This window comes from Mycoplana dimorpha (genome assembly GCF_003046475.1).
Classification (GTDB): Bacteria; Pseudomonadota; Alphaproteobacteria; order Rhizobiales; family Rhizobiaceae; genus Mycoplana; species Mycoplana dimorpha.
In genome coordinates this window covers 127665-148342 of record NZ_PZZZ01000008.1, presented here as the reverse complement: position 1 = coordinate 148342, position 20678 = coordinate 127665, and the positions used below count along the sequence as shown (strand labels likewise).

Here is a 20678-nt window from a genome sequence, read left to right as displayed (position 1 = left end):
TCCCCGGAGAGCAGCGCAGGACTATTTGGAATTTCCGGTTGCATTTCTCCCGCATTTGTTGATTAATGTTCTTGATATGTCCGATCCGGAGAGGTGTCATGACGATGTAATCCGCATGCCGCATGATGGCGGCGCTTGTCCTGTTTTTGGCGGCGCCCGCCTTGGCCGAGGCGCTGCAGCAGGAGCCGCATGACGGTGAAGGAGGGCAGGGCGCAACCCGCCATGTACTGGCGCTCACCTGGCAACCCGGTTTCTGCCTGACAAAGCCGGAGAGCCCGGAATGCAGGCGGCATCCGAAAGCCGGCGCTCCGCGCCTGTCGCTGCACGGGCTGTGGCAGGTTCGAAAAAGCTATTGCGCCCTCGATGCGGACCTGAAGAAGCGTGACCGCTCCGGCAAATGGACGGATCTGCCGCAACTGTCGCTGTCCGAGGGAACGGCGGCACGGCTGGCCGAAGCCATGCCGGGCGTCGCGTCCGGACTCGACCGCCACCAATGGCTGATGAACGGCGCCTGCCATGCGGCGACGGCAGAGGCCTATTATGTGCGGTCGCTGGCGATGCTCGACGCCGTCAACGGTTCGGCCGTCGGGACGTTCTTCGAAACACACGCGGGTCGCAGCGTGACGATGGCGGATGTCGCTGCCGCCTTCGACGCGGCGTTCGGCGCCGGCGCCGGCGAGCGGGTACGCCTGCGCTGCCGCGACGTCGATGGGCAAAGCGTCCTTACCGGGCTGACCATCGGACTGTCGGCGCCGGATGGCGATCTGCCGGCACTCATCCGTGGCGCCGCGCCGACCAGGTCCGCATGCGAGGCCGGGCTGGTGGCGCAGGTCGGGCTGGTGGCGCAGGCCGTCGACTGACAAACGGCTCGGGCCGCGCCAACTGACGGTCAAAAGTGACGTGCGCGGAGCGCGCCTTGCGCGACGCCCTGCGAGAGGTTTGGCGGGCGCTGCCGACCGCGTGCGACAAAACCCGCCATCCGGCCGCTCCGCATTGCCGCTGCCGCTGATTTCGCCTACATAGCGGGCAAAATCTCTTGCGATGCGGAGCAGACGCGTAATGGCACGACAGTTCATCTATCACATGGCCGGGCTCAACAAGGCCTACGGCAACAAGAAGGTCCTGGAGAACATCCATCTTTCCTTCTACCCCGACGCCAAGATCGGCATTCTCGGCCCGAACGGCGCCGGCAAGTCGACGGTGCTGCGGATCATGGCCGGGCTGGACAAGGAATTCACCGGCGAGGCCTGGGTCGCCGAGGGCGCGACCGTCGGCTACCTGCCGCAGGAGCCGCAGCTCGACCCGGCGAAGAACGTGCTCGACAACGTCATGGAAGGCGTTGCCGGCAAGAAGGCGATCCTCGATCGTTACAACGAGCTGATGATGAACTACTCGGACGAGACGGCCGAGGAGGGCGCCAAGCTTCAGGACATCATCGACAGCCAGAACCTCTGGGACCTGGAGAGCCAGGTCGAGATGGCGATGGATGCGCTGCGCTGCCCGCCGGGCGATGCGGACGTCGCCAATCTTTCCGGCGGTGAGAAGCGCCGCGTCGCGCTCTGCAAGCTGCTGCTGTCGCAGCCCGACCTGCTGCTGCTCGACGAGCCGACCAACCACCTCGACGCCGAGACGATCGCCTGGCTGGAAAAGCACCTGCGCGAATATCCGGGCGCGGTGCTGATGATCACCCACGACCGCTACTTCCTCGACAACGTCACCGGCTGGATCCTCGAGCTCGACCGTGGCCGCGGCATCCCCTACGAGGGCAACTATTCGGCCTACCTGCAGGCCAAGGCCAAGCGCATGCAGCAGGAGGGCCGCGAAGAGGCCGCCCGCCAGAAGGCGCTCTCCCGCGAGCAGGAATGGATCGCCTCCAGCCCGAAGGCCCGCCAGGCGAAGTCGAAGGCCCGCATCCGCGCCTATGACGAGCTGGTCAAGGCCGCAGCCGATCGTCGTCCCGGCGACGCGCAGATCGTCATTCCGGTCGGCGAGCGGCTTGGCAATGTCGTGATCGAGGCCGAGAATCTGACCAAGGCCTACGGCGATCGCGTGCTGATCGAGAATCTCTCCTTCAAGCTGCCGCCCGGCGGCATCGTCGGCGTGATCGGCCCGAACGGCGCCGGCAAGACGACGCTGTTCCGCATGATCACCGGCCAGGAGCAGCCCGACAGCGGCGAGATCCGCGTCGGCGAGACCGTCGATCTCGGCTATGTCGACCAGAGCCGCGACGCGCTGGCCGCTGACAAGACGGTCTGGGAGGAGATCTCCGGCGGCAACGACGTCATCAAGCTCGGCAAGCACGAGGTCAACTCGCGCGCCTATTGCGGCGCCTTCAACTTCAAGGGCGGCGACCAGCAGCAGAAGGTCGGCACGCTGTCGGGCGGCCAGCGCAACCGCGTGCACCTTGCCAAGATGCTGAAGGCCGGCGGCAACGTCATCCTGCTCGACGAGCCGACCAACGACCTCGACACCGAAACCCTGGCGGCACTCGAAGATGCGCTCGAGAACTTCGCGGGCTGCGCGGTGATCATCAGCCACGACCGCATGTTCCTCGACCGCCTGGCCACCCATATCCTCGCCTTCGAGGGTGACAGCCATGTGGAGTGGTTCGAGGGCAACTTCGAGGAATACGAGCAGGACAAGATCCGCCGCCTCGGGCCGGATTCGGTCAATCCGAAGCGCGTGACCTACAAGCGCCTGACGCGCTGACGGGCATCACCGCTTGCGACTTGCGCGGTGTGCCTTGGCGTGCCGCTCCCCCTTGTCGACGGGGCGTGGAACGACGTACGCCGGGGCGGAATTCCGGCGCGTTGCTGATGATGAGGCTGGGCATGCGGGCCATGTCCGGCCGTCTCGCCAGCGGCGGGCCGGCCGCGCTTGCCGGAGTGGCCCGGCCCGCCTGGAGCCGGACCTGCTGCGTGAAGAGTACACATGCTGCCGTCCTGCCGTCGTCGCTGCAGTTCTGCCGGTGATCGCAACCCGGCTGCTCTAAGGGGGGCGCCGAACACTGTAGCGGTGCTCGGCGCACCTTTCGATGCACCTACCGGGCGCGGTTTCTCTGCGGCCGATTTTCGCCTTGCCGCCACCGCAGGCAGTTGATGATCGTTCCGCTTTCGCGGCAGATCGCTGCGAGGGTTCACACCCCTAGGCTCCTGCATATCTATATTCGGAAACCTCTATGCGACTCCGCCGACACCGGAGGAGTCGCAACTCGGCTTCGACTAACATTGCGGCTTGCGTTCCCGTCGTCCGTGACATAAAGATATCTTTATGTCTTGATGATGCATGGGGAACGGCGTGGCGAAGCTCGGGTTGGAGGCAATCGTAGAAATTTTGAAGTCGGCCGGCGAGCCGACGAGGCTGCGGCTGCTGGCGCTGCTGGCGCGTGGCGACCTGACCGTCACCGACCTGACCGACATCCTCGGCCAGTCGCAACCGCGCATATCGCGCCACCTGAAGCTTCTGACGGAAGCCGCGCTGGTCGAGCGCTACCAGGAGGGCGCCTGGGCCTATTTCCGGCTGCGCCACGATGGTGCGGCTGTGTCGCTGGCCCGCCATCTGCTCGAAAGCGCCGATGAAGCCGATCCTGTGCTCGCCCGGGACGCCGAGCGCCTCGTGGTGCTGAAGAAGGCGCGGGCGGAGAAGGCCCAGGCCTATTTCAGCCGCAACGCCGCGGAATGGGACGAGTTGCGGCGCCTGCACGTCAGCGAGGCCGAGGTCGAGGCGACACTCGTCAGGCTGATCGGCGAGGAACCGGTGGATGCCTTCCTTGATCTCGGCACCGGCACCGGCCGCATCCTGCAACTGTTCGAAGGGCTGTATCGCCGCGGGGTTGGTGTCGATGCCAGCCGCGACATGCTGGCCGTCGCCCGCTCCAATCTCGATCGCGCCGGCATCACCAAGGCCTCGATCCGCCATGGCGATATCTTCAACCTGCCGCTCGAACGCGACGAGTTCGACGTGGTGACGATCCACCAGGTGCTGCACTTCCTCGACGAGCCGGATGCGGCCATTGCCGAGGCGGCGCGGATGCTGCGGCCCGGCGGCCGGCTGGTGATCATCGACCTGGCACCGCACACGCTTGAGCACCTGCGCGACGCGCACGCCCATCTGCGCCTCGGCTTTTCGCACCAGATCGTCAAGGACTGGCTGGAACAGGCAGCCCTTGCGCTGGAGCAGACGATCGACCTGGCGCCCGCCGATCCCAGCGCCGACGCGCTGACCGTGACGATCTGGCTGGCGCGCGACCAGAGACCCGCAGAAAAAGGCGCGACCGGCGCCGAACCGCTCATCGCCATCGGTCGGAGGACCTGACATGACGTTTGGCCAGAATGCGCGCCGCAGCGATTCCTTGAGGCTATCCTTCGAGTTCTTCCCGCCGAGGAGCGAGGAGGGCGAACGCCAACTGGGCGAAACGATCGATGCCCTTGCTGCCTATGCACCGGAGTTCGTCTCGGTGACATACGGAGCCGGCGGCTCGACCCGCCAGCCGACACTTGCCACCTTGGCGCGGATCATTCGCGACACGCCGCTCGAGGCGGCCGCGCATCTGACCTGCGTCGGCGCGACCCGGCCGGAGGTGAATGCCGTCATCGAGGAATTTAGCGCCGTCGGGATCCGCCATTTCGTCGCGCTGCGGGGCGATCCGGCCGGCGGCGTCGGCGCCGCCTACCAGCCCCATCCGGGCGGCTACGCCAATGCCGCCGAACTGGTTGCGGGCCTGCGGCAGATCGGCGAGTTCGAGATCTCGGTCTCCGCCTATCCGGAGAAGCATCCTGAAAGCCGGGACGTGGCCGCCGATATCGACATGCTGAAGCGCAAGGTCGATGCGGGGGCGACCCGCGCGTTGACGCAGTTCTTCTTCGACAACGATCTCTATGCCCGTTATCTGGAGCGCGTGCGGGCGGCAGGCATCACGATCCCGATCGTGCCGGGTATCCTGCCGGTGCACAATCTCGGCCAGGTCCAGAAGTTCGCCGGGTTATGCGGCGCGACGGTGCCGCAATGGCTTGCCGAGCGGCTGGCTCCCCTCGACGCCAGTCCCGAGGAACGGGCGGCTGTCGCCGCAGAAATTGCCGCCCGTCAGGTGGAGGGGCTGATCGGGCTCGGCATCGATGAGTTCCACTTCTACACCATGAACAGGTCAGCGCTCGTATCGGCTGTTCTCGACCAGGTCGGATTCCGACGCCGCAACCAGGCCGCGGCTTGATCAGCAGGTCGGCTGCCGGTCCGCATGAAAAGCGCATGACGCCGGTCGGGGTCATGCGCTTTCATTGACTGGGTGTTTTTATGTGGTTTGGTCCATTTGGACGACGCACGCCGTCAGATGAAAATCATGCTGACGACGAAGAGGAACGCGGCACTGATCATCAGAACATTCAAGGAATGTGTGAGTCTCATGGGCTTACCTCCTTGCGTTGCGAGGCAATAATATGGCGGATCAGCCGTCATTGAAAAGAAGTATGTGTGTTGCGATGCGGCATCACCCATGCCGAAGCCGATTTTCCACAGGGCTAACCGATTGATTCGACGGAAAGATTCCGGGCGGAAAAATTTTCACGAAATGTTAATTTCGGTTAACCGGCGCCACAGCCGTTTCACCGCTTTTGGGCGGTCTCACGGCTTTCGGCGGAAACGCCTTTCGGCTGCAGGGGCGATGCCATCCGCCTCAGCAGGCGGCCGTCGAGGATGACGAGCCCGGCCAGCACGAGTGCGATGCCGACGCTGGCCGCGACGGAAAGCTGCTCGCCGAGGAACAGCATTCCGGCAACGATCGCGCTCGGCGGCACCAGCAAAGTGACGAGGGAGGTGTTCGTCGCACCGGCCTCGGCCATGATTCGGAAGAACAGAATGTAGGCGTATGCGGTGGAAACGAGCGCAAGGGCGAGAACGGCCAGCACGACGCCAAGCGATGGCACGGGCACGGTCCACGGTTGGTCGACGATGCAGGCGAGCGGCAGAAGGACAATAGCCGCGGCGGTGATCTGCCCGGCCGCTGTCACCGGCGGCGCCACGTTGCGGAAGCGCTTTCCATAGGTGCCGGCAAACCCATAGGAGGCGGCTGCCGCCAGCGGCAGGAGGAGCGCCCAGAGAGGCGGGCCGCCGCTGTCGCCGGCGAAGGGGGCGAGTGCCCGCGGCCCGACGAGCACGGCGGTCCCGGCCAGGCCGACAAGACAGCCCGCGACCTTTGCCGGCGTCATCTTCTCATCCGCGGTCAACTGGTTGGCGATGAGCACCGTGAAGATGGGCGTCGTCGCGTTCAAAACGGCGGCCAGTCCGGCGCCGATTTCCGTCTGGCCGGTGAAGATCAGGATATGCGGCACGACGTTGTTGATCAGCCCCATCGCCAGGAACTCGCGCCAGCGCTGCCGCAGCGTGGCGTAGAGGCCAAAACGTCCGGCGATGTAGACATGGAGCGCAATCGCGGCGAGGCCGAGCCGCAGAAGCACGAGGGTGATCGGAGGCAGGTGCTGTACCGCGACCCGGGCGAAGAAGAACGAACCGCCCCAGATCGCGCCGAGCAGGATGAGCAGCGACCAGGTCCGCGCCGTCATCGTGTAGTCGGCCCTGGTACTGACAGGTTGATCCATTTGCGCCCCCTCTTGCTGGGGGAAGCAATAGCGTGGCGCTGGCGGCCTTGCCACCCGTTTCCTGCGCCACGCATCTCGCCCGTCAGATCGCCCCTGTGATGTGAGGCGGACGGACGACTACAGCGCCGCCGCTCAGAGGGCCCCGAGCAGCGCCGGCGTCGCCCAGCCGTCGGCCGGCATGCCAAGGCGCAACTGTTCCTTCTGGATCGCCGTGCGCGTGCCGGAGCCGAGAATGCCGTCGATCTTGCCGACGTCGTGCCCGAGTTCGACAAGCCGCGTCTGCAACGCCTTCATGCCGCCGTCGTCGAGACCCTGCTCGGGCTGGCCCTTCTCATAGGGCGGCGCGCCGGCCAGGCGGGTGGCGAAATGGGCCGCCGAAGTCGTGTAGATGAACGACTGGTTCCATTCGAGATAGACGTTGAAGTTCGGGTAGGTGATGAAGGCCGGCCCCTTGCGTCCCTGCGGCAGCACCAGCGACGAGGCGAGGTTGGCAAACCGCGTGTCGCCGTCGCGCGGCGTCACGCCGAGGGCAAACCAGTCGCCGGCGTTCATGCCCTCCTGCAGCCCGGTCTTTTCGAAAGGCAGGGTTTCGGGCACCGAGACCTCCTGGATCCACGGCTCTCCTTTTTTGAAGCCGAGGTTCTGGATGAATTTCGCCGCCGTCAGGATCGCATCCGGCGCGCTGGCCTTGACGTTGACGTGGCCGTCGCCGTCGCCGTCGACCCCAAAGGCGATGATATCCTTCGGCAGCATCTGCACCTGGCCGATCTCGCCGGCCCAGGCGCCGGTCGTCGAGGCGGGGTCGAGGTCGCCGTGCTGCACCATCTCGATCGCCGCGATCAACTGCGGGCGGAACAGCTCCGGCCGGCGGCAGTCATGAGCGAGGGTGACGAGGGCATTGCGGGTGTTGAAGTCGCCCTGGACGGCGCCGAAATCGGTCTCCATCGCCCAGAATGCCGCGATTACCGGTCCGGGAACGCCGAACTCGTGCTCGGCGCGCTGGAACACATGGGACAGTTCCTGCAGCTTCTTGCGGCCGATATCGAGGCGCGAGCGGCTGACCGTGCGGCTGGAAAACTCCAGGAAGGTCTGCCGGAACACGCCCTGGGCACGGTCGCGGGAAAGCACCTTCTGGTCGATCGCCGCACCGGCAAGCGCGCGGTGCACCACATCGGCAGGAACGCCCTTTGCGACGGCCTCCGCCTTCACGCCGTCAAGGAAGGTGGCGAGATCGCCCCCGCATGCGACGCCGGGCGCGGCAGACGGGCTTGCGGCCTGCTGAGCAAGAGCAGTGCCGGAAAGAAACAGCGCCAGAATGGCGCCGAGTGGCAGAAAACGCGGTTGCATGGTGGGTCCTTTCATTCGGTTGCCCCGCCTTCTCAGATTACTGTGACCGAAGCAAGAACGAAAAGGCGGCGCTTTGCCCGCCGCCAAATGACCCTGTTGATCGCCGGTTTTTCGACTGTCGGTTGGCCTTTGGCCAGGTTGGACCCGAAGGGTTTTTGGCTCGAATCGAGCCGCATGGTTGACCGGTTGGCTGGCGCTTCAGTCAAAGCCTGCGGCCAAGCGGGCCGGTCGATCGGGAGGCAGTTCGCGCTGGCCCTGGGCGTGCCAGTTTAGCGCTAGGCGACTCGGATTTACCTTCAGGGATGCCCTTGGCAAATCGCCCCTGCCTGACAGAAGCTGCTTCGACAGAATGCATCACTCCAGCGCGGAAAGGCTCTGCTTCGAGACCTCGGCAAGCCACCGCTCCCAGTTGCGGCGAGAGCCGGCGAAGGCGTTGATGTCGGTTTCACCCGTGATGCCGGGCACGATGCCGGTACTGGTATATTGCCAGAACGCCCACTTGCGGCCGTAGACATTGTCCGGATGATCGGCCACGGCGCGCAGCCAGAGGTGATACTTGTCGAAATGGCCGGCCATGTTCTGACGATGGAAGTCGACTGTCGTGTAGATGATCGGGCGCTTGCCGTAATGTGCCTCGATCCGGTCGAGGAAACGCTGGAGGTTGGCGTGCACCTCGGCAGGCGGCGGGCGCTTGCGGCAGGTCGGCGAAGCCGGGTTCCACTCCGCGTCGAGCACCGGTGGCAGCAGCGCCGCGCTCCTGGGTACGCTCCTGATGAACCAGTCGGCCTGTGCGTCCGGGGTCGAGCAGAAATAGTAGAAATGGTAGGGCGCATGCGCGATGCCGGCAGCGCGCGCGTCGCGCCAGTAACCGTCGAAGCGCGGGTCGATCCTGTCCGTCCCTTCCGTCGCCTTGATGAAGGCGAAGGAGATGCCCGAGGCCTTTACCGCCGGCCAGTCGATGTCGCCGTTCCACTTCGAAACGTCGATGCCATGCACCTCATGGTGGTGTGGCGTGCGGGCGCCGAATTTCTGCGGATCACTGTCCTCGAATCGCGGCTTGGGACCGGTCGTGGAGATGAGATCGTAATCCACCGACGAGCACGATGCCGCAAGGACGAGAGGCGCAAGGAGGGCCGGAATGAAACGGTGCATGAATGTCCCGATGCAGAGGCAGGCGGATACTGCCCGACATCCGGGATTCGGTAAAGGGCGCCGTTCGACGCCAGATCCTGCCGCGATCGGATTTTGGTCACGATCGCGGCGGGATGCCGATGGCCGGCCTACAGGTCCGCCGGCCGGCCATCGCGCGGATCAGAACTTCCAGCCGACGCCGAGCATCAGCGTGTTGCTGCTGAGGTCGGTGTTGACGCCCATCAGGTTCTTGTCGCCGTAATCGGTGTAGCGGTATTCGGCACGCCCGATCAGGTTGTCGGTGAAGGCCTGCTCGATGCCCGCGCCGATCGTCCAGCCGTGGAAGGTCTTGTCGTCGCTAGCGCCGGTGCCGCGGTCGGTCAGCTCGGCATTGGTGAAGGCGTAACCGCCGGTCCCGTAGACGAGCGTACGGTCGAAGGCGTAGCCGACGCGGGCGCGCAGCGAGCCGCTCCAGTTCGTCTCGAGGTTCATCGGAATGCCGCCGAGGTCGAAGTTGTCGTCACTCCAGTTGTACTTGACGTCGCCTTCGAGACCCATGACCCAGGGGCCGGTCTGGTAGTTGTAACCGGTGTAGCCACCGAGCGCCCAACCGTCGAGACTCGGGCTGGACTTGAAGCCGGCGTCGTTCGTATCGGCATCGATCCAGTCGTAGCCGGTCATCGCACCGACATAGAAGCCGTTCCAGTCATAAACCCCGGACACTTCCTCGATGATCGGCGCCGCCGGCGCCTCTACCTGGGCCAGATCGGCCGCCCGGGCGGTTGTCGCCGCGGAGGCAATCGCAAGCGCAGCAGCACCGATGTAGAGTGTTTTCATGGTTGTCATTCCTTCTGCTTCATTACCATGCAGACGCAGCCCCAAAGCGTCGGCAAACGAGATACAACCCCCTCAAGATTCGAGGGTTCTCACAGAATGAGGCGCAAAATCGGGCAAATTGGGCGAAGAAGGCAGAAGGTGTTTCAAGCTGGCATTTTTGCAACAGCCAGCCAGGCATAGCCGCGATAGGGGCGCTCGGTCGCGACGACCGCGCCGCGTGCGGCTGCTGCTTCCTCCAGGACACGGAAAAGATCGGCGCGCGGCGTGACGTGGAACCGCTCCAGCCAGCTTCGCAGGGCCCGGCGGAAGGCGGCGGGCAGCTGCTCCTGCTGGCCGAAGTCGACCACATGCAGCGAACCACCGGGATTGAGGCTCTGGATCGAGTTCATGACGGCAGCCTGCCAGGCGGGAATCATCGACAGCGAATAGGAGATGACGATCCTGTCGAAACCTGCCTCGCCGAAGTCTTCGGGGGCATAGGCGGTGGCGTCGGCCAGCCGCAGCACGGGCCGGCCAGCCTTTCGCCGGGCAAAGCGCTTCTCGGCCGTCTGCAGCATGTTGCCGGAAATATCGAGGCCGAAGAGACGCGCCTGTGGATAGAGGCGCGCCAGCTGCTCGATATTGCGGCCGGTGCCGCAGCCGACCTCCAGGATCGACTGGCCTGCCTCCGCCGCGATCCCGCGGAGCAGGCGATCGCGGCCGAAGAGATAGTATTTCCGCGTCAGATCGTAGACGTGGCGTTGATACCGGTATTGCCGGTCCATCCTCTCCGCGTGTTCGCCTTGCAATATTGCTTCCGGATCGAACGCCTGTCGTGCCATTAAGACTTCTTCCGATAGATGTGGAAACCGCCGTATATGGCCGACCGGTCGCGCCGGCCGAGCGCCAGCGAGCGCTCCTGCTCGTAGTGCCACAGGTCGAGGAGGGCCGGGGAGAGCTTGCCGTCGAGAATGCTGCGTTCGGCCGCCGTCCGGAAGATCACCACAGCACCCTCCGCAGCGGTGCGGCTGATCTCGCTCCAGAGTTCGTTGAGCTGTCCTTCGTTCATCCAGTCCTGTGCATCGAGCAGCACGAAGCGGTCGACCGAGCCGGCCGGCTTGGTGGCCAGCAGTTCGGTGAAGCTGGCATGGTGGACGCGGACCCGCTCCGCACGGGTGCGGATCGCCGCGTAGTGCTCGGCGGCGAGGTAATCCGGCAGCCGGCCCTCCTGCTCGGTCGGATAGCGCCGGGCGAAGGCCTGCCAGGCGAAATAGTTGTCCTTCAGTGGGAAGTGGCAGGTCAGCTTCTCGAGGCGCTGGCGCAGCACGGGTGCGACCGAGTTGCCGCCATTAAGGCTGGCGAGCTCGTCGAACTGCTGCGGCGGTATGCCGAGGCCGAACAGCGACGCCTTTCTCGAGGTCAGCCAGCGAATCAGCGGCCGGTCGAACAGTGGCGCGATGCGGGTCTCGAAGAACTGCCGCTGCTCGCGCAGCGAACGGGTCTTTGCGAATTCGCGGGGATCGACGCCGTGGAGGCGGGCGACGATGTGGCCGAGCAAGATGAAGCGGCCGAGCAGGCCGGTGCGATAGATGTTGCGCTCGAACACGCCGATCCGCCGTCGTCCGAGCCGGGTGCGGCCGTTCCAGTAGTCGCGCACCGACCGATCGAGCTTCGGCTCGATGAAGAGCCGGTAGGCCTGCTCGTTGGCCGTTCCGCCGTTGCCGCAGAGAAAGCGCGTCACGTCGGCATGGGTCGGCAGGTGACGGAAGGCGGCGAGCTTCAGCCGGTTCAGGGCGATATGGTGCGGGTTCAGATCCACCACGTCGATCGATTCGGGCGCGCGGGAGAGATAGGCGAGCATGTTGCATCCGCCAGAGCCGATCGTGACAATCCGTTGTCCGGCCGAAAGCTCCATCGCCTCGATGTCGACGGCCGGATCCTCCCAGATCTGCGGGTAGACGAGGCCGGAGAAAAGCAGGCCGAACAGGCGCTCGGACAGTCCCTCGAACGTCAACGCCCGGTGCTGCAGCAGCGCCGACCTGAGTTTCCCGTTGTTCCCGTAATGCGCATTCCTGGCGAGTTCGCTCATGATACCGTCTCAGCTGTGGGCCTTTGACGGGCAATAACTGCGGTGCGCTACAGTTTGATGACCGGACCGGCAGGCGGTGTGGACAACGGCGGGCGGCCGGCGCTGCTACCTTCACTTGGTGCCAAGGCTGGATCGTCGCTTCGGAATGGCTCTTTTCAGGAGAACCGATTTTTGATTGTCTGCCGCCGAGGCGAGGGGAGCGCGAATGGGGCGATTGCGGCGAATTGCGGCAAGAACAACGATCGGGGCTTCCGTGGTGCTGGCAATTGCCGCCAGTTGGCTAATCGCGCGCCCGCCCGAACTGCTCAGCGTCGGCTCCGGCTATGCCGCCAAGATCGTCTGCTCCAACGTTTTCATTGCCGGCCGCGACCCTGATGCCGTTCTTGCGCTGGACGTGCAGGCGCCCGGCCATCCGCTGCTGCGCCTGATGCACCAGTCCGTTGACCGCGTCGACAAGACGGTCACGGCATCGCTGCTCGGCATCTTTGCGCCCAACTATGCGGCCTATCGGGAGGGATTCGGTTGTGCCAATGTGCCGGATGGCGACTTCGTTGCCGCGCAACAGGCCGTCGCGGACGTCGTTCTGCCCAAAATCGCCCCGCCGCCAGCCGATCGTCCCTGGCCCGAGGGCGAAACGGGCAGCGCCGATCCTGGGCTTGCCGCCTTGCTCGACGATCCGGACCTCGTCGGCCCCGGTATGCGCAGCGTCGTGGTCGTGCATGACGGCCGGCTGGTCGGCGAGCGGTATGGCGACGGCTTTTCCGCTGACGTGCCGCTGCTCGGCTGGTCGCTCACCAAGACCGTCAACGCGGCGCTCGTTGGCCGGCTTGTCAAGGACGGGCAGCTTTCGCCGCTTCAGTCGAACCTCTTCGCCGGCTGGCAGGGTGACGCGCGCGCGAAGATCACCGTCGCCGACCTCCTCGCCATGCAGGACGGACTCGCCTTCAACGAGGGCTACGGCAATGTCACAGACGTGACACGCATGCTCTTTCTCGAGCCGAACATGGCGCGGTTCGTCTGGTCCCTGCCGCTCGACGCCAATCCCGGCGAGCGGTTCAACTATTCCAGCGGCACCGCCGTCCTGCTCTCGCATGTCTTCATGAACGTGCTCGGCGATCGGTGGACGGCGCTATCCTATCCGGCCTCCGCCCTATTCGGCCCGCTCGGCATGCGCAGCGCCGTGATGGAGACGGACGAGACCGGCATTTTCGTCGGCTCGTCCTACATGTATGCGACGGCACGCGACTGGGCCCGCTTCGCGCAACTGCTTCTCGACGACGGCCGGTGGAACGGGGTTCGGCTGCTGCCGGAAGGATTCGTGAAAGCGATGGGGACGCCGACCTCGGTCTCGAACGGCGCCTACAGCCACGTGCAGACCTGGATCAACGGTCCGGGAGGCGTGGCGAACGCCCGCTACGGGCTGCCGGCGGACACGTTCTGGATGCTCGGCCATGACGGCCAGTCGATCGCGGTCATCCCATCGCGACAGATCGCCGTGATCCGCCTCGGCCTGACGCCTTCGAGGCTGGATTATCGCCCGCAGGAATTGGTGCGGCAGGTCGTCGACGCGCTCGCGACGAAAGGCTGAATTGGCTCAGAGGCTGTAATCCGGCGCCTACTTCAGGCCGGTTTCTTCAAGGAGGCCCTTGCTCTTCGCAGTGTAGTAGTAGCCGCTGGCGTAGAGGCGCACCGCGCCGTCATGCTGATTGTCGGCGACCATCAGGGCGCCGCGCAGGTATTTCGCGCCGTACTTGATGTTCGTCTCGGCATCGAACAGACCGTCGGGCGTGCCCTCGTAGCCCATGCCCTTGGCCGTGTTGTAGCGAATCTGCATGAGGCCGTAGTTGCCGGAATGATAGGCCCGCGGATTGTAGCGGCTCTCGCGCTTGATGACGCGGTGGAGGAGCGCCTCCGGAATTTCATAGATCTCGGCGTACTTGGTGATCAGGGCATCGACCGGGGTGCCTGATTTCTCGAATGCCTGCTGGCTCGGCTGGAGAGCCGACCTGGCTTGCGGCGCTGCAAAAGCAACCGGCTGCAGCGTCGGCTTTGCCGTCGGCACGACCTGGAGCGAGGCGACGAGCTGCTCCAGTCCCTGCGGCTCGCCGGTGTCGAAGCCCGGCTCCATCACCGCCGTTTCGAACGCGACCGGGATGAACTTTGCCGGGGCAGGGTCGGGACTGGTCGGAACCGGCACCGTGGAGGCGGCCTGCAGTTCGGGCTGCGGCGTGGCCGCCGCGATGGCCATTTCGGCATTGCTGGCGCGGGTGACCTCGACGGCCGCTGCGACCGTCTGCACGTCGCGGGTTTCGGCCGCATCCGGATCGGCGAGCGGCGCGGGCAGGGCATCGGCGGTCATTTCGGTGCCGGGTTTTGCGATCGGCATCACCGTTTGCATGGCCGCCATGTCCTCGACCGGTGTTTCGATGACGCTGGCGCAGCCGCCGAGAACAAGCAATGCCGTGGCGCAGCCTGCCGTCATGAAACGCTTCGCATGGGTCGGGTGTCTGTCTGCCATCAGGTCGCTCTCGTCTGCCTCAGGGCTCGAAAACTTGGCGTTTCCGGCGCGATTGCAAATCAACGGCGCTTCGACCGTGGTTCGTCCATTAGCCCATCGAACCGCGCCGGGCAACCCGGCGAGGCCGATAGCCGCGTCAGGCGGAGACCCGCCGCAGCCCAGCCGTAAGCAGCCCGGCCCCCATCAGGAGCGATCCGCCCACCCGATTGACGACCTTCTGGACCCCGGGCTTACGGATCGTTCCGCGCGCGGCCGAAGCCATCAGGGCATAGGCCAGTGCATTGGCGGTGGCGAGGACGAGGAAGGTGATCTCGAAGATCACCATCTGCGGCGCGATCGGCCGCGACAGGTCCAGAAACTGCGGCAGGAAGGCGACGAAGAAGACGATGCTTTTCGGGTTGAGCGCCGTCACCACATAGGCATGGGCGAAGATGCGCATCGGCTTTTCTTCCCGCGTCGTCCCTGCCGGGTTGGCGTCGCTTCCGGCGACCGGCGCACGCCACAGCTTGAGGCCGAGCCACAGGAGGTAGGCGGCGCCGATCCACTTGAGGGCGGTGAAGATCGCCGCCGAGGTGGCGAGCAGCGCGCCGAGGCCGAGCATCGAGGCGGTCATGGCGGTGAAATCGCCGAGCGCCACGCCGGCGACCGTCGCCCCAGCCGTCCGGCGGCCGTGGCCGAGTGCGTAAGAAATGACGAGCAGGATGGTAGGCCCAGGGATCGCCAGCATGACGGCTGACGCGGCAGCGAAGGCGAACCAGTGTTCGAACGACATGAAAAGCTCCCCGGAACGATGTGATCCGGGGAGCAAGCCATTGGCGCATTGCGCCGTCAAGAGATTTGCGTCGGCGTCGGCGCGTGCTTCAGACCGCCGACGTCCACTTCTGGCCGATCGCGTCCATCATCTCGCCGAACCACTCGGCGCTCGTGTCGAAGCGCTTGCCGCCCTTGATGCGCGGGAACTCGATCGTGCGCAGCTTGCCGTTCTGGGCCTCGTCGTGCCCCGTGACGCCGGAGACCTTGTTGAGGGCGCTTTCGACGGCGAGGTCGACCATGCTCTGGATCAGGCGCAGGTCGTCCTGGTTGGCCGGGGCGGAGCGGGCATAGTAGCCGGACTTCTGCACCATGGCGCGCTCGGCGCCGAGCAGGGCGGCGAACTGCTTGGAGAACCAGTTGCCGACATTGATCGTGTCGATCTTCACGTGACCGAAGGCATCGCGCTTGACTGTCTCTCCCGCCGCTTCCCGCTCGGCCACGATTGCATCGAGACAGGCACCTTCGGAGACGAACAGGGTGACATATCCGTGGCGGTCCATGGCGCTTCTGAGCCTGTCGGCCTCGGCCTCCAGATCGAAAGCCATTTCCGGCAGGTAGAGCCCGTCGATGCTCTTCATCTCCTTGCCCATCATGAAGCCGTCGACATATTCGTTGCCGGCGGTCTTCTGCAGGTAGGCACGGGCGGTGGCGGCGGTCAGCCAGCCGCAATGGCGGCCCATCACCTCGTGCACGACGAGCGTGCGCGGCGCGGCGCTCTGTTCGTTGGAGACGTTGTCGAAGAAGCCGGCGCCGACCTCGGCGGCCGTCCAGGCGCCGAGCGACTGGCGGATCGGCACGACGTCGTTGTCGACGGTCTTGGGCAGGCCGACGACGGTGAGATTGTAGCCGTTGGCGCCGAGGTAGGCGGCAAGGTCGGCAGCGGTCGTATTGGTGTCATCCCCGCCGATGGTGTGCAGGATGGTGACGCCGTCGCTGGCGAGCCGTTCGGCGGCGACGCGCAGCGGGTTCTCACCCTCCTTGACCAGTCCGCGCTTGACGCAGTCGGCAGCGTTGGTCAGCTTGACGCGACTGTTGCCGATCGGCGAGCCGCCGTAGCGGTGCAACAGATGGGCCTTGTCGCGCATGGTCGGGGTGATCTCGATGCGGTCGGCCAGCAGCAGGCCCTGGTAGCCCGAGCGGTAGGCGACGAGTTCGATTTCCGGGGCGATGTCCGTATAGCGCCCAATGAGACCGCCCACAGCGGAGGAAAGGCAGGGCGCAAGGCCTCCTGCGGTGAGCATTGCGACTTTTTGTTTGGTCATTGGTACCTCCTCGCCGAACGAACCAGTCGGTCGGCGGATCTCTAACCCAGATTCCGCGGCAGGGGAATCACGATCGCTACTTATACGCCGTAGATGACGCCTTGTCGGCGACGCATCAGGCGCGGCCAGCGCCGGGCGCTTCGATGCGCGAGATCTTCGCCTTGCGGCCGAGCCAAACCACGAAGGCGACGGCGAGTGCAAAGCCGACGGTGGATGCGCCGATCGCTTCGCCGAGCAGGAGGGCTGCGATCGCAAGCGTGACGAAGGTCTGGAACAGCTGGACTTGCGCCACCCGGGCAATGCCGCCGAGCGCGAGACCGGCGTTCCAGAAGATGAAGCCTCCGAACATCGACATAAGGCCGAGATAGAGCAGGGCGCCGTACTGGGCAGGGCCGGGCGAATGGATGCCGCTTCCCGCAACCAGCAACGTCCCAACCAGCGTGAACGGCGCGCAGAGCACCAGCGCCCAGCCGATCACCTCCCAGCCCGGCAGCGCACGCGCGAGCTTTCCGGACAGCACGTAGGAGAAAGAGGCGGAGATCGCCGCCAGGAACAGCCAGACGTCGCCGCCTCCGAGATGGAAGCCGCCCTCGCGCAGCGAAAAGGCGACGACCAGGGCGGAGCCTGCGATCCCGCACAGCCAGAATAGCGGCCCCGGTCGCTCGCCGTCGACGAGCGCGGCGAAAATAGAGGTCAGAAGCGGCAGGATGCCGAGCACGACGCCGCCATGGCTGGCCGGGATCGTCTGCAGGGCGATCGAGGAGAAGATCGGAAAGCCGAACACAGCGCCGAGGCCGATGCCGGCAAGCGCCGGCAGGTGCTCGCGCGGGAACGGTCGGCGCAACAGGATCAGCGCGGCGCCCGCGGCCGCAGCGGCGATGACCGCGCGGCACATGGTGAGGAAGAGGGGGCTGAACGCCTCCAGCGCAACCCGCGTCATCGGCAGGGTGGCGCCGAAGATCGTGACGCCGACGAGACCGAGCAGCATGCCGGCAGCCGTGGTGGACAAAAATCTCACGCTTAGGTTCTCATCATGGGGACATTGCTTGACGTGCTCGCATCCGCTGTGGCGGCCGTCAAATGCATAAGCCTGATCGCTCGATCAAAAAAAGGAATGCAGCCACTTGTTGAGGGGCCTCAAAATATCGTGACCTGGCGCTGGACGGGTTGCATTCAGGATCGATGTCTGATCAAGATCACCTTATGTTCTTACACATGGGCGATGCTTGATGACTTCCCTCTGGGACCGGCTGGTAGGCATGGTTGCGGACGCAGCCAGCAATGCGCTTTCGGGTGTGGTCGAGGCCGTTCGCACCCTGTTCGAGGGGGATCCCGAGACGCGCCGCCAGGTTGCGTTTTCCGTTGCCATGATCGCGCTTTCGGCCAAGATGGCAAAAGCCGATGGGGTGGTCACGACGGCGGAGGTCGACGCCTTCCGGCACGTCTTCAAGTTTCCCTCCGACCAGGCGGCCAACGTGGCGCGGCTCTATAATCTCGCACGCCAGGACGTTGCCGGCTACGAGGCCTATGCCGAGAAGATGGCGGCGCTCTGCATCGCTTGCGAGAGCAACTGCACCCTCCTCGATGACATCATCGACGGGCTGTTCCACATCGCCAAGGCCGACGGACTGATCCACGAAAGCGAAATGGCCTTCCTGTCGCGGGTGGCGGAGATCTTCGGCATGACCGACGAGCGCTTCGAGCAGATCACGGCGCGCCATGTGCATGTGAGCGGCCGTGATCCCTACAAGGTGCTCGGCGTTTCGCGCCACGACGATTTTCCTTCGATCCGCAAGCGCTACCGCTTCCTGGCGGCCGAGAACCATCCCGACACGCTGATGGCGCGGGGCGTGCCCGTCGAATTCCAGCGCATCGCCAACGACCGGATGGCCGCCCTCAACTCGGCCTTTGCCGAAATTGAGAAAGAGCGACAGGCGGCATGACCGCATTCGAGCCCGATTTTCCCGGTGCGGCCGTTGTGCCGTCCCCGAACCACGGCGAACGCAGGGACGGGCGCCGCCCCGACGCGATCATCCTGCATTATACCGGCATGGAAAGCACGGACGGGGCGCTTGCCTGGCTCTGTGCGGAGGAGAGCGAGGTCTCCAGCCACTATTTCGTTTACGAGGACGGCCGCATCGCGCAGCTTGTGCCGGAGAGCCGTCGCGCCTGGCACGCGGGCAAGAGCAATTGGAAGGGCGAGACGGACATCAATTCCTGTTCGATCGGCATCGAGATCGCCAATCCGGGACATCCCGGCGGCCTGCCGGACTTCCCCGAAGCGCAGATCGCTGCGGTCGTCGAACTGTGTCGCAACTGTGGCGAAAGGTGGAGAATTGCGCCCGAGAGGGTGCTGGCCCACAGTGACGTCGCCCCGATTCGCAAGGTGGATCCGGGTGAAAAGTTCCCCTGGGAGCGCCTGCACGCGGCCGGCATCGGCCATTGGGTCGAGCCGGCGCCGATCGCCGGTGGTCGGTTCTTCCAGCGCGGCGACGAGGGGGCGCCGGTCGAGGCCTTGCAGGCGATGCTTGCTCTCTATGGATATGCCACGGAAATCACGGGGATTTTTGACGTGGCGACGGAGGGCGCGGTTGCTGCTTTCCAGCGTCATTTCAGGCCCGCCCGCGTCGATGGAATCGCCGATTCCTCGACGATCGACACATTGCACAGGTTGCTTAAACGCCTGCCTGTCCGCAATGGTTTCACGGCATAATTATCACGTTAAGTTTCCCATTGTAACGCAAGTTTAACATTCCGCCACATCCTGAACGGATTGGGAATGTTTGTTCCCGCCTGCCTTCGATCCCCCGGAGATTGCCATCCAGCGGTTGTCGGGTCGGGTTCGAGGGCACGGGCTTTTGCCGGCGGGAGGTTGGGCCTCTTCCGTAATCGCCCCAGGTTCGATCCATCGGACCGCTTCATGAATTTTGATCCATGCGCGAGGTTCCGGCCGATGGGCCGGTTCCTCAAGGCCTTGCCGTGCGCCCATTCGACCGGAGACTTTGAAAAGCATGAGGAATTCGTTTACGGCCGCAGGGGCCGCTTGCCTATTTAGCCTTCTGATGCAGGTTGTGCCGGTGCAGGCGGAACCGCTCCCCGGCGTCATCCTGAGCAAGCCCCTGAAGACCACCACCCGAACCACCGGTTATCCGAGCATAGGCGCTCCGGTCGCCTATTCAGACCTGATCGTGGTCTATGCCCGCCGGTACGGCGTCCCCGTCAACCTCGCGCATGCGGTCATCCGGGTGGAGAGCAACTTCAATGCGAATGCGCGCGGCAGCGCCGGCGAGATCGGTCTGATGCAGATCAAGCCGGCCACGGCCCGCATGATGGGCTACACCGGCAGCACCAAGGGCCTTTACGATCCCGAGACGAACATCAAGTACGGCATGAAATACCTTGCCATGGCGCATGATCTCGGTGGCGGCACCACCTGCGGCACGATCCTGAAGTACAATGCCGGCCACGCCGCCACCCGCATGAACCCGGTCTCCAAGCGCTATTGCGGCAAGGTCCGCGACCTGCTGGACCTTCTCTGAGGCACGGTCCCGAGCGCGCACCACCGTCGCCGCGGGCAGCGGCGCGCTCGGCCGGCTTCGGAGGGCGGCAGACCCCGCCTGATGATTTGCGCTGGTCATCGCCGTCCGCCTCGATTACATAGGCGCGGACCAGTTGGCCGGGCAGCCGCGCCCCGCAAGTGCCGAAAGGCCGCGGGGTGAGGAAAGTCCGGGCTCCACGGAAACACGGTGCCGGATAACGTCCGGCGGGGGCGACCCCAGGGAAAGTGCCACAGAAAGCAAACCGCCTTCTTCGGAAGGTAAGGGTGAAAGGGTGGGGTAAGAGCCCACCGCGGCCATGGCAACATGGACGGCACGGTAAACCCCACCGGGAGCAAGACCGAATAGGGATGACGTGAGCGGCGCGAGCCGCTCAGCCCGTTTCCGGGCCGGTCATCCGGGTGGGTTGCACGAGGCCGGGCGCAAGTCCGGTCCCAGATGAATGGCTGCCACGTTCCGGCGTCAGTCGGAGCCATACAGAACCCGGCTTACAGGCCAACTGGTCCTTTCTTCTTCTCCCCGCGAAATCGCCGTCGCTCTGCGTCTGCGGATCGG

General features: G+C 65.1%; 18 protein-coding genes and 1 other RNA gene. 9 read left to right on the top strand and 10 right to left on the bottom strand.

Features of this window, described 5'->3' with window-relative positions; genetic code table 11:
- Positions 1-125: 125 nt before the first annotated feature.
- The 4 genes from C7449_RS18385 to metF all read left to right on the top strand — a co-directional run bounded on the left by C7449_RS18385 (position 126) and on the right by metF (position 5209).
- A complete protein-coding gene (locus C7449_RS18385) occupies positions 126-860 on the top strand; it encodes a ribonuclease T2 family protein (protein ID WP_210204755.1) in 735 nt (244 codons plus the stop codon).
- A gap of 199 nt (positions 861-1059) precedes the next feature.
- A complete protein-coding gene (ettA, locus tag C7449_RS18380; protein ID WP_108004358.1) occupies positions 1060-2709 on the top strand; it encodes an energy-dependent translational throttle protein EttA in 1650 nt (549 codons plus the stop codon).
- 588 nt (positions 2710-3297) lie between these two features.
- Positions 3298-4314 (top strand): ArsR/SmtB family transcription factor, encoded by a 1017-nt coding sequence (locus C7449_RS18375; protein WP_374828209.1) that lies wholly within the window; start codon positions 3298-3300, stop codon positions 4312-4314.
- A 1-nt stretch (position 4315) separates the two neighbouring features.
- A complete protein-coding gene (gene metF / locus C7449_RS18370) occupies positions 4316-5209 on the top strand; it encodes a methylenetetrahydrofolate reductase [NAD(P)H] (RefSeq protein ID WP_108004356.1) in 894 nt (297 codons plus the stop codon).
- A gap of 388 nt (positions 5210-5597) precedes the next feature.
- Here the strand turns inward: metF and C7449_RS18365 are convergent, their stop codons facing one another.
- The 6 genes from C7449_RS18365 to C7449_RS18335 all read right to left on the bottom strand — a co-directional run bounded on the left by C7449_RS18365 (position 5598) and on the right by C7449_RS18335 (position 11973).
- Positions 5598-6590: a DMT family transporter gene (locus C7449_RS18365; RefSeq protein WP_108004355.1), complete on the bottom strand. Its 993-nt coding sequence runs from the start codon at positions 6588-6590 to the stop codon at positions 5598-5600.
- A 132-nt stretch (positions 6591-6722) separates the two neighbouring features.
- The gene (locus tag C7449_RS18360; RefSeq protein WP_108004354.1) at positions 6723-7937 is read right to left on the bottom strand and encodes a lytic murein transglycosylase; all 1215 of its coding nucleotides are present in this window, start codon (positions 7935-7937) and stop codon (positions 6723-6725) included.
- A gap of 354 nt (positions 7938-8291) precedes the next feature.
- Entirely contained in the window at positions 8292-9089 is a 798-nt protein-coding gene (locus C7449_RS18350) for a glycoside hydrolase family 25 protein (protein WP_108004352.1), read from the bottom strand.
- Positions 9090-9248: 159 nt separating this feature from the next.
- Positions 9249-9905 (bottom strand): outer membrane protein, encoded by a 657-nt coding sequence (locus tag C7449_RS18345; RefSeq protein WP_170115940.1) that lies wholly within the window; start codon positions 9903-9905, stop codon positions 9249-9251.
- A 143-nt stretch (positions 9906-10048) separates the two neighbouring features.
- A complete protein-coding gene (locus tag C7449_RS18340) occupies positions 10049-10726 on the bottom strand; it encodes a class I SAM-dependent methyltransferase (RefSeq protein WP_108004350.1) in 678 nt (225 codons plus the stop codon).
- Positions 10726-11973: a DUF3419 family protein gene (locus tag C7449_RS18335; RefSeq protein ID WP_108004349.1), complete on the bottom strand. Its 1248-nt coding sequence runs from the start codon at positions 11971-11973 to the stop codon at positions 10726-10728. Before C7449_RS18335 ends, C7449_RS18340 begins: the two co-directional genes overlap by 1 nt.
- Positions 11974-12178: 205 nt before the next feature.
- Between C7449_RS18335 and C7449_RS18330 the strand changes: the two genes are divergently transcribed.
- Positions 12179-13561, top strand: a complete 1383-nt coding sequence (locus tag C7449_RS18330; RefSeq protein WP_108004348.1) for a serine hydrolase domain-containing protein — start codon at positions 12179-12181, stop codon at positions 13559-13561.
- Positions 13562-13588: 27 nt separating this feature from the next.
- Here C7449_RS18330 and C7449_RS18325 read toward each other — a convergent pair whose 3' ends face one another.
- The 4 genes from C7449_RS18325 to C7449_RS18310 all read right to left on the bottom strand — a co-directional run bounded on the left by C7449_RS18325 (position 13589) and on the right by C7449_RS18310 (position 17584).
- Positions 13589-14491: a lytic transglycosylase domain-containing protein gene (locus C7449_RS18325; RefSeq protein WP_108004461.1), complete on the bottom strand. Its 903-nt coding sequence runs from the start codon at positions 14489-14491 to the stop codon at positions 13589-13591.
- Between the two features lie 136 nt (positions 14492-14627).
- The gene (locus C7449_RS18320) at positions 14628-15263 is read right to left on the bottom strand and encodes a LysE family translocator (RefSeq protein ID WP_108004347.1); all 636 of its coding nucleotides are present in this window, start codon (positions 15261-15263) and stop codon (positions 14628-14630) included.
- Between the two features lie 88 nt (positions 15264-15351).
- On the bottom strand, positions 15352-16566 hold the full coding sequence (locus C7449_RS18315) for a pyrophosphate--fructose-6-phosphate 1-phosphotransferase (RefSeq protein WP_108004346.1): 1215 nt from the start codon (positions 16564-16566) through the stop codon (positions 15352-15354).
- Between the two features lie 115 nt (positions 16567-16681).
- On the bottom strand, positions 16682-17584 hold the full coding sequence (locus C7449_RS18310) for a DMT family transporter (RefSeq protein WP_245414441.1): 903 nt from the start codon (positions 17582-17584) through the stop codon (positions 16682-16684).
- A 211-nt stretch (positions 17585-17795) separates the two neighbouring features.
- On the opposite strand from C7449_RS18310, the gene C7449_RS18305 reads away from it, so the two are divergent.
- The 4 genes from C7449_RS18305 (at position 17796) to rnpB (ending at position 20630) form a co-directional block, all read left to right on the top strand.
- Positions 17796-18509: a J domain-containing protein gene (locus C7449_RS18305; RefSeq protein WP_170115939.1), complete on the top strand. Its 714-nt coding sequence runs from the start codon at positions 17796-17798 to the stop codon at positions 18507-18509.
- Positions 18506-19279, top strand: a complete 774-nt coding sequence (locus C7449_RS18300; RefSeq protein WP_108004345.1) for an N-acetylmuramoyl-L-alanine amidase — start codon at positions 18506-18508, stop codon at positions 19277-19279. The genes C7449_RS18305 and C7449_RS18300 overlap by 4 nt, the downstream gene beginning before the upstream one ends.
- A 298-nt stretch (positions 19280-19577) precedes the next feature.
- Positions 19578-20105: a lytic transglycosylase domain-containing protein gene (locus C7449_RS18295; RefSeq protein WP_108004344.1), complete on the top strand. Its 528-nt coding sequence runs from the start codon at positions 19578-19580 to the stop codon at positions 20103-20105.
- Between the two features lie 129 nt (positions 20106-20234).
- An RNA gene (gene rnpB / locus C7449_RS18290) (RNase P RNA component class A) lies at positions 20235-20630 on the top strand.
- Positions 20631-20678 lie beyond the last annotated feature (48 nt).